The sequence below is a fragment of the Sporosarcina sp. ACRSL genome (genome assembly GCF_022346605.1).
In the GTDB taxonomy this organism is placed as follows: domain Bacteria; phylum Bacillota; class Bacilli; order Bacillales_A; family Planococcaceae; genus Sporosarcina.
The window spans coordinates 96,643-103,117 of the sequence record NZ_JAKRNT010000014.1; the positions used below are offsets into that span (position 1 = coordinate 96,643).

Consider the following 6,475-nt stretch of genomic DNA (forward strand, 5'->3'; position numbering starts at 1 on the left):
CGATGAATAAAAAAACAGTTCACGGACTAATAAAAATTCATTTGACTTCATAAATATACAGACATATAATAAATTATACAACGAATATTCAGGATGGAGATGATCATTTTGGTGAAAGTGAATATATCCACAATAAAAGCAGCTCGTAAAATGGAAGCTCAACTTAAAGGCCGTGACATGTTGTCGTTATTGGATTATACAAGTGAAGAAATCGATTATTTATTGGAGACAGCTCTTGTGATGAAGAAGGATACAAAAGCCGGAAAATGTCCCCCCATGCTGCCGGGTAAAACACTCGGCATGATTTTTGAAAAACATTCAACGCGTACAAGAATTTCCTTCGAAGTCGGCATGGTTCAGTTAGGCGGGCATCCGATGTACATGAATGCCAATGATCTGCAAATTGGACGCGGAGAGTCTGTGTATGATACGGCAAACGTATTATCTGGGTACTTGGACGGTATTATGATCCGCGCGAATTCACATGAGATGGTGAAAGAGCTGGCGAAGCATGCTTCAATCCCTGTCATAAATGGACTTACCGATATGTTTCATCCATGTCAGGCACTAGCGGACTTACTGACGATCTTGGAAGTGAAAGGGTCTGTTGAAGGCCAAAAGATTGCATATGTCGGCGATGGAAATAATGTTGCGCATTCATTAGCCATCGGGGCAGCTCATATAGGTATGCATGTTGCAATTGCAACACCTCAAGGTTATGAGTTCAATCAAGATCTTTTTGGTAAAGTTAAAAAAATTGCGGAGTCAACAGGTGGTTCGATCATGCAGACATATGACCCGGTTGAAGCGGTGAAAAACGCGGATGTCGTCTATACAGACGTTTGGGCGAGCATGGGGCAAGAGGAAGAGGCTGCAGCGAGACTTGAAGCGTTCAAGAAGTATCAAATTAACGATACGCTCGTTGCCAATGCGAAGAAGGATTATATGTTCTTGCATTGCTTGCCTGCTCATCGTGAGGAAGAGGTTGCAACTTCAGTCATTGATGGTCCGAATTCGTATGTATTCCAACAGGCTGAAAACCGACTGCATGCACAGAAGGCTGTATTGGCAGCATTGTTGTAAGCCTATAGAAAAAGTGAAAGCCACTCCAATGAGTGGCTTTTCACTTTGAACTATTAAGCTTTAGAGAACGCTTGAGCAAGTTCGCCGGTGATTTTTGTTTTTTCCTGTTCATCGGCATTCACCCACAATTTTTCAAAAAACACACCTAGACCTGGCAATAAATGTTCTTCGCCTCGCTGTAATGCATCCTCAACTACGCTACGAATATCGGTCGCCGAGTTATTTCTCATATTAGCTGTTATGGCGTCACGAATTTGAAAATTCATCATATCATCCTCCTGATTTCATTTTGTACACATTGATCGCCAACTATACGGACATTTGGTACACTAGAAGAAAAAGGATGTCATACTATACATGAAAAGAATCGAATCGACACAAAATGCTCTCGTTAAACACTGGAAAAAACTCGTCACCTCAAAGAAAGACCGCGATAAGTCTGAAGAATTCATTGTCGAAGGTTTCCATCTTGTCGAAGAGGCATTGAAGACAGAAGGGACAGTTCTCCATTTAATCATAAGAGAAGATTTAGAACTTCCCTCTGAATGGAAGACAGATCATTTACAAATGATCGAAGTGACAAAAGCAGTTGCTAAAGAACTAATCGAGACAGAGCAATCACAAGGTATTTTTGCACATTGCCGCCAGCCTAAACACACAGATGAGGAAGCCGCTAACTGGAAAAAGCTCTTATTGATCGATGCTGTACAAGATCCTGGAAATATCGGGACGATGATCCGAACGGCAGACGCTGCCGGAATGGACGCCGTCATTCTTGGGAAAGGTTCCGCAGATCCATTCAATCCGAAAACCGTCCGCTCTGCTCAAGGCTCGCATTTCCATATTCCAGTCGTAAGAGGAGAGCTCGGTGACTGGATCGATCAGGCGAAGGCTGCCGGCATCAAAGTGATCGGAACTGGATTGCAAAATGCAGTCGAACATTATGAGGTTGGCCAGTTACATGAATTTGCGATCATCGTAGGAAACGAAGGAAGCGGTGTAGCACAAGATTATTTATCAAAAGCTGATGAAATTGTAAAAATTCCTCTGTATGGCAAAGCTGAATCTTTGAATGTTGCCATTGCTGCTGGAATTCTTCTATACACATTCGGAAAACGCTGACACCGAATGTTGAAGTTCTGAACTAAATCGGGTATAGTAAAATTGTATATAACTTTCGAATAGCAATGACCGGGAAAAGTAAACAGCATGTAACCGACAGGAAATCAGCGCCTTGACTGAGAGCGCAGATAGGCGAAAGGTTGTTGAAGTTCACCCCGCGAGCTGCCGCTTGGACCAGTGTAACTGTAAAGGCGTGCCGGTAGAGGGCCGTTATCCCAAATGAAGTGATTATGCAGCATGACGCATAATAATCAGGGTGGTACCGCGAACTCGTCCTCGTCCCTTTTTAGGGGGCGAGGATTTTTTATTTTGGCTTTGTATTATTACATTGTTGATACAGAAGCTTCTTGATTGAAGCGGAAGGCGGCGACTCCTGCGGGAAAAGCGTCAACAGAAGACCCCGCAACGAAGCGTAGCGGAGTGAGGAGGCTGAAGCGACGCCCGCGGAAAGCGTCCGCCTGTAGCGGAAATCAACACTGTATATATCATTGCCGTTATATTGAAAGGAGAATGACAATGGAACAACAACTGCAGCAATTGAAAGAAGAAGCGCTGACGAAAATCCAAGATGCAACGAACGTCAAGGAATTGAACGACGTCCGTGTTGCTTATCTTGGTAAGAAAGGTCCCATTACCGATTTATTGAAAGGGATGGGGAAACTGCCAGCTGAAGAGCGTCCTAAAATGGGAGCTCTCGTCAATGTCATCCGTGAAGAAGTAACGGAATCACTTGAGAAGAAAATGACACAGCTTGAAGAAGAAGCGATCAATGCTCAATTGGAAAAGGAAGCGATCGATGTCACATTGCCTGGTCGTCCAGCTCCAACAGGCAACCATCATCCGCTTACACGTGTGATTGAAGAAATCGAAGACTTCTTCATCAGCATGGGCTATGAAATTGCAGAAGGCCCGGAAGTGGAAAAAGACTATTATAACTTTGAAGCGCTTAATTTACCAAAAGGGCATCCGGCTCGCGATATGCAGGATTCTTTCTATATTTCCGAGGAAATTCTTCTTCGTACACATACGTCGCCAGTCCAAGCAAGAACAATGGAAGTGAAAGGTGGAGACGCTTTTAAAATCATCTGTCCCGGTAAGGTTTACCGCCGCGATAATGACGATGCGACCCATTCCCACCAATTCACGCAAATCGAAGGACTCGTCGTCGGTGAGAATATTCGCATGAGTGACCTGAAAGGGACACTAGACTTGTTTGCGAAAAAAATGTTTGGCCCAGACCGCGAAATCCGTTTGCGTCCAAGCTTCTTCCCATTTACTGAACCGTCTGTCGAGATGGACATCTCTTGCTTTAAATGTGGTGGAGACGGATGTAACGTATGTAAAAAGACGGGGTGGATTGAAATTCTAGGCGCAGGCATGGTGCATCCGAATGTCTTGAAGATGGCGGGCTATGATCCTACGGCTGTAACAGGCTTTGCATTCGGTATGGGACCAGAGAGGATTGCGATGTTGAAATATGGTGTGGAAGACATCCGTCATTTCTATACAAATGATGTTCGCTTCATATCACAATTCCATCGGACGGAAGCTTGAGGAGGAGATTACATGTTAGTATCAACAAAATGGCTAAATGAGTATGTCAACATAAATGGAATAGACCCAGCAGACTTAGCAGAAAAAATTACACGTTCAGGCATCGAGGTGGATTCCATCATCGATCGCGCCAAAGGCATGACGAATGTAGTCGTCGGACTCGTGAAGGAATGTGTAAAGCATCCGGAAGCGGATAAATTGAAAATTTGCCAAGTGGACGTAGGGGAAGAAACGACACAAATCATTTGTGGAGCACCGAATGTCGCAGAAGGGCAAAAAGTGATTGTCGCACGACCTGGAGCCGTTCTTCCAGGTGGTATAAAAATCAAAAAAGCAAAATTGCGTGGCGAGGAATCAAACGGGATGATCTGTTCCCTACAAGAGCTAGGAATTGAAGGGAAACTTGTGCCGAAAGCGTATGCAGAAGGCATCTATGTATTGCCTCAAGATGCTATGCCAGGTGACAATGCATTGCCATTACTCGGCCTGGACGATACAGTACTTGAATTTGATTTGACGCCGAACCGCTCCGATGCGCTTAGTATGCTAGGTGTCGCTTATGAAGTAGGTGCGATTTTATCCCAAGGGATTGCACTTCCAAAAATAGATTATCCGACATCAATGGAAAAAGCTGAAGATAAGTTGAAGTTGCGAGTTGATGCTACGACCGACAATCCGATGTATGTGGCGAAAGTCGTAAAAAATATTAAAGTGGCCGAGTCTCCGTTATGGTTACAAAGCTATTTAATGGCTGCTGGCGTCCGACCGCATAATAATGTTGTCGATGTAACAAATTACGTCCTCATGGAATACGGCCAACCGTTACATGCATTCGACTACGACCGTCTTGAAACAGGCGAAATCGTCGTACGTCATGCCGAAGAGGGCGAAAAGATAACGACACTTGATGATGTCGAACGGACTTTACATTCTCACAACCTCGTTATCACGAACGGCAAAGAGCCAGTTGCGCTAGCGGGTGTCATGGGTGGCGCAAATTCAGAAGTTCATGATGGAACAACGACGGTCGTTATCGAATCAGCATATTTCGCGCCGTCATCGGTTCGTCGCACTTCCAAGGAAGTCGGTCTCCGAAGCGATGCGAGCACCCGTTTCGAAAAAGGCGTTGATCCAAACCGAGTTCAGGAAGCGGCGGAACGTGCTGCCCAACTTCTCGCTGAACTCGCTGATGGAGAAGTGCTAGAAGGATCAGTCATCTTTGATGAACTTGATAAGACAGCGGAACGCATTACAATCTCACCAGACTATATTAATAGCCGCCTTGGCATGAAAATCTCGATGGATGAAATGCTTACAATTTTGGAGCGACTCCGCATCCCGACACAGGCGATCAATGGCCAGCTCGTCATCGACGCGCCAACACGGAGGCAGGACTTGAAGATTAAGGAAGATATTATCGAGGAAATCGCACGTATGCACGGCTATGACGAAATCCCGAAGACGCTTCCAGTGTCCGAGTCGACACCAGGAGGGTTGACACCATATCAGGCGAAACGCCGAAACGTCCGCCAATTCCTAGAAGGGGCGGGGCTTTATCAGGCAATTACTTATTCATTGACATCCAAAGAACAATCACAAGCATATGCTTTGGAAACAGCACCGGTGACGGAATTGCTTATGCCAATGAGCGAGGATCGGAGCGTACTCCGTCAAAGCTTAGTCCCGCATCTGTTAGAAGCGGCTACGTATAATGTCGCCCGCCGAACTGATTCTGTTGCACTTTATGAAACCGGATCCGTCTTCCTTGGAGAAGGAGAGGATGGTCTCCCTCGTGAAGTAGAACATTTGGCAGCAGTCTTAACAGGGAAATGGGTTGACCATCCATGGCAAGCAGAAACGAAGAAGGTCGATTTCTACGTCGTCAAAGGGATTGTAGAAGGGATGATGGACCGTCTTGGCCTGCTTCAAGGCCTCTCGTTTGAAAAGGCGGTCATTGATGGCATGCATCCTGGGCGGACAGCAAATGTACTATTGAATGGGGAGCAGATCGGCTTCATTGGTCAAATTCATCCGACAGAGCAGAAGAAACGGGATTTAAAAGAAACGTACGTAGTGGAATTAAATCTTGCAAAAGTCCTTTCCGTTGAAACGGATGAACTTCTGTATGTTCCTGTCCCGCGTTTCCCATCCATTTCAAGGGATATTGCACTCGTCGTCGCGAGCGAAACATCAGCTGGCATGCTCGAATCAATTATTCGGAAGGCTGGCGGCAAGCTGTTGAAAAATGTGAAGCTGTTCGATTTGTACGAAGGGGATAATGTTGAGGATGGCAAGAAATCACTCGCCTTCTCATTGACATATTTTGACCCGGAACGAACTTTGACGGACGAAGAAGTCGTCAAAGCACATGAGAAAGTGTTGAACGCTTTAACTGTAGAAGCAGACGCACAACTTCGAGGATAAAACGAAAGACCGCTTGCGGAGATTATCTCCGCAAGCGGTCTTTTTGATTATTGGAAGCCCACGCTCGAGCCGTTCCGCGCTCGAAGTGAGCCGTTCCGCGCCCGAAGCGAGCCGTTCCGCGCTCGAAGTGAGCCGTTCCGCGCCCGAAGCGAGCCGTTCCGTGCTCGAAGTGGGTACCGTCAAGAAGTATGTGTAAAGCACAATCGCCGACAACTCAGCGGATTTTACATGGAGTGGCGGACATGTTAGCCTTGGCAGGCAAGGCCAGCATAATTGTTAGCTGGTGCCATGG

6 protein-coding genes and 1 other annotated feature are annotated in these 6,475 nt (G+C 45.9%); of the genes, 4 read left to right on the forward strand and 2 right to left on the reverse strand.

Annotated features, from left to right (window positions below; translation table 11 throughout):
- Positions 1-99 precede the first annotated feature (99 nt).
- Positions 100-1,083: an ornithine carbamoyltransferase gene (gene argF / locus MHZ92_RS18665; RefSeq protein WP_370644784.1), complete on the forward strand. Its 984-nt coding sequence runs from the start codon at positions 100-102 to the stop codon at positions 1,081-1,083.
- Between the two features lie 53 nt (positions 1,084-1,136).
- Here the strand turns inward: argF and sspI are convergent, their stop codons facing one another.
- Positions 1,137-1,349, reverse strand: coding sequence for a small acid-soluble spore protein SspI (gene sspI / locus MHZ92_RS18670; RefSeq protein ID WP_239433224.1), 213 nt, complete (start codon positions 1,347-1,349; stop codon positions 1,137-1,139).
- Between the two features lie 91 nt (positions 1,350-1,440).
- Here sspI and MHZ92_RS18675 point away from each other — a divergent pair, with 91 nt between their 5' ends.
- From MHZ92_RS18675 to pheT, 3 genes are all read left to right on the forward strand, one after another.
- Positions 1,441-2,205, forward strand: coding sequence for a TrmH family RNA methyltransferase (locus MHZ92_RS18675; protein ID WP_239433225.1), 765 nt, complete (start codon positions 1,441-1,443; stop codon positions 2,203-2,205).
- A gap of 56 nt (positions 2,206-2,261) precedes the next feature.
- Positions 2,262-2,492: a binding site (T-box leader), on the forward strand.
- Between the two features lie 229 nt (positions 2,493-2,721).
- Entirely contained in the window at positions 2,722-3,759 is a 1,038-nt protein-coding gene (gene pheS / locus MHZ92_RS18680; protein ID WP_239433226.1) for a phenylalanine--tRNA ligase subunit alpha, read from the forward strand.
- Between the two features lie 12 nt (positions 3,760-3,771).
- Positions 3,772-6,183: a phenylalanine--tRNA ligase subunit beta gene (gene pheT, locus MHZ92_RS18685; protein WP_239433227.1), complete on the forward strand. Its 2,412-nt coding sequence runs from the start codon at positions 3,772-3,774 to the stop codon at positions 6,181-6,183.
- On the opposite strand, the gene MHZ92_RS18690 is transcribed toward pheT, so the two are convergent.
- Positions 6,148-6,366: a hypothetical protein gene (locus MHZ92_RS18690; RefSeq protein ID WP_239433228.1), complete on the reverse strand. Its 219-nt coding sequence runs from the start codon at positions 6,364-6,366 to the stop codon at positions 6,148-6,150. The two genes, pheT and MHZ92_RS18690, sit on opposite strands and share 36 nt — an antisense overlap.
- Positions 6,367-6,475 lie beyond the last annotated feature (109 nt).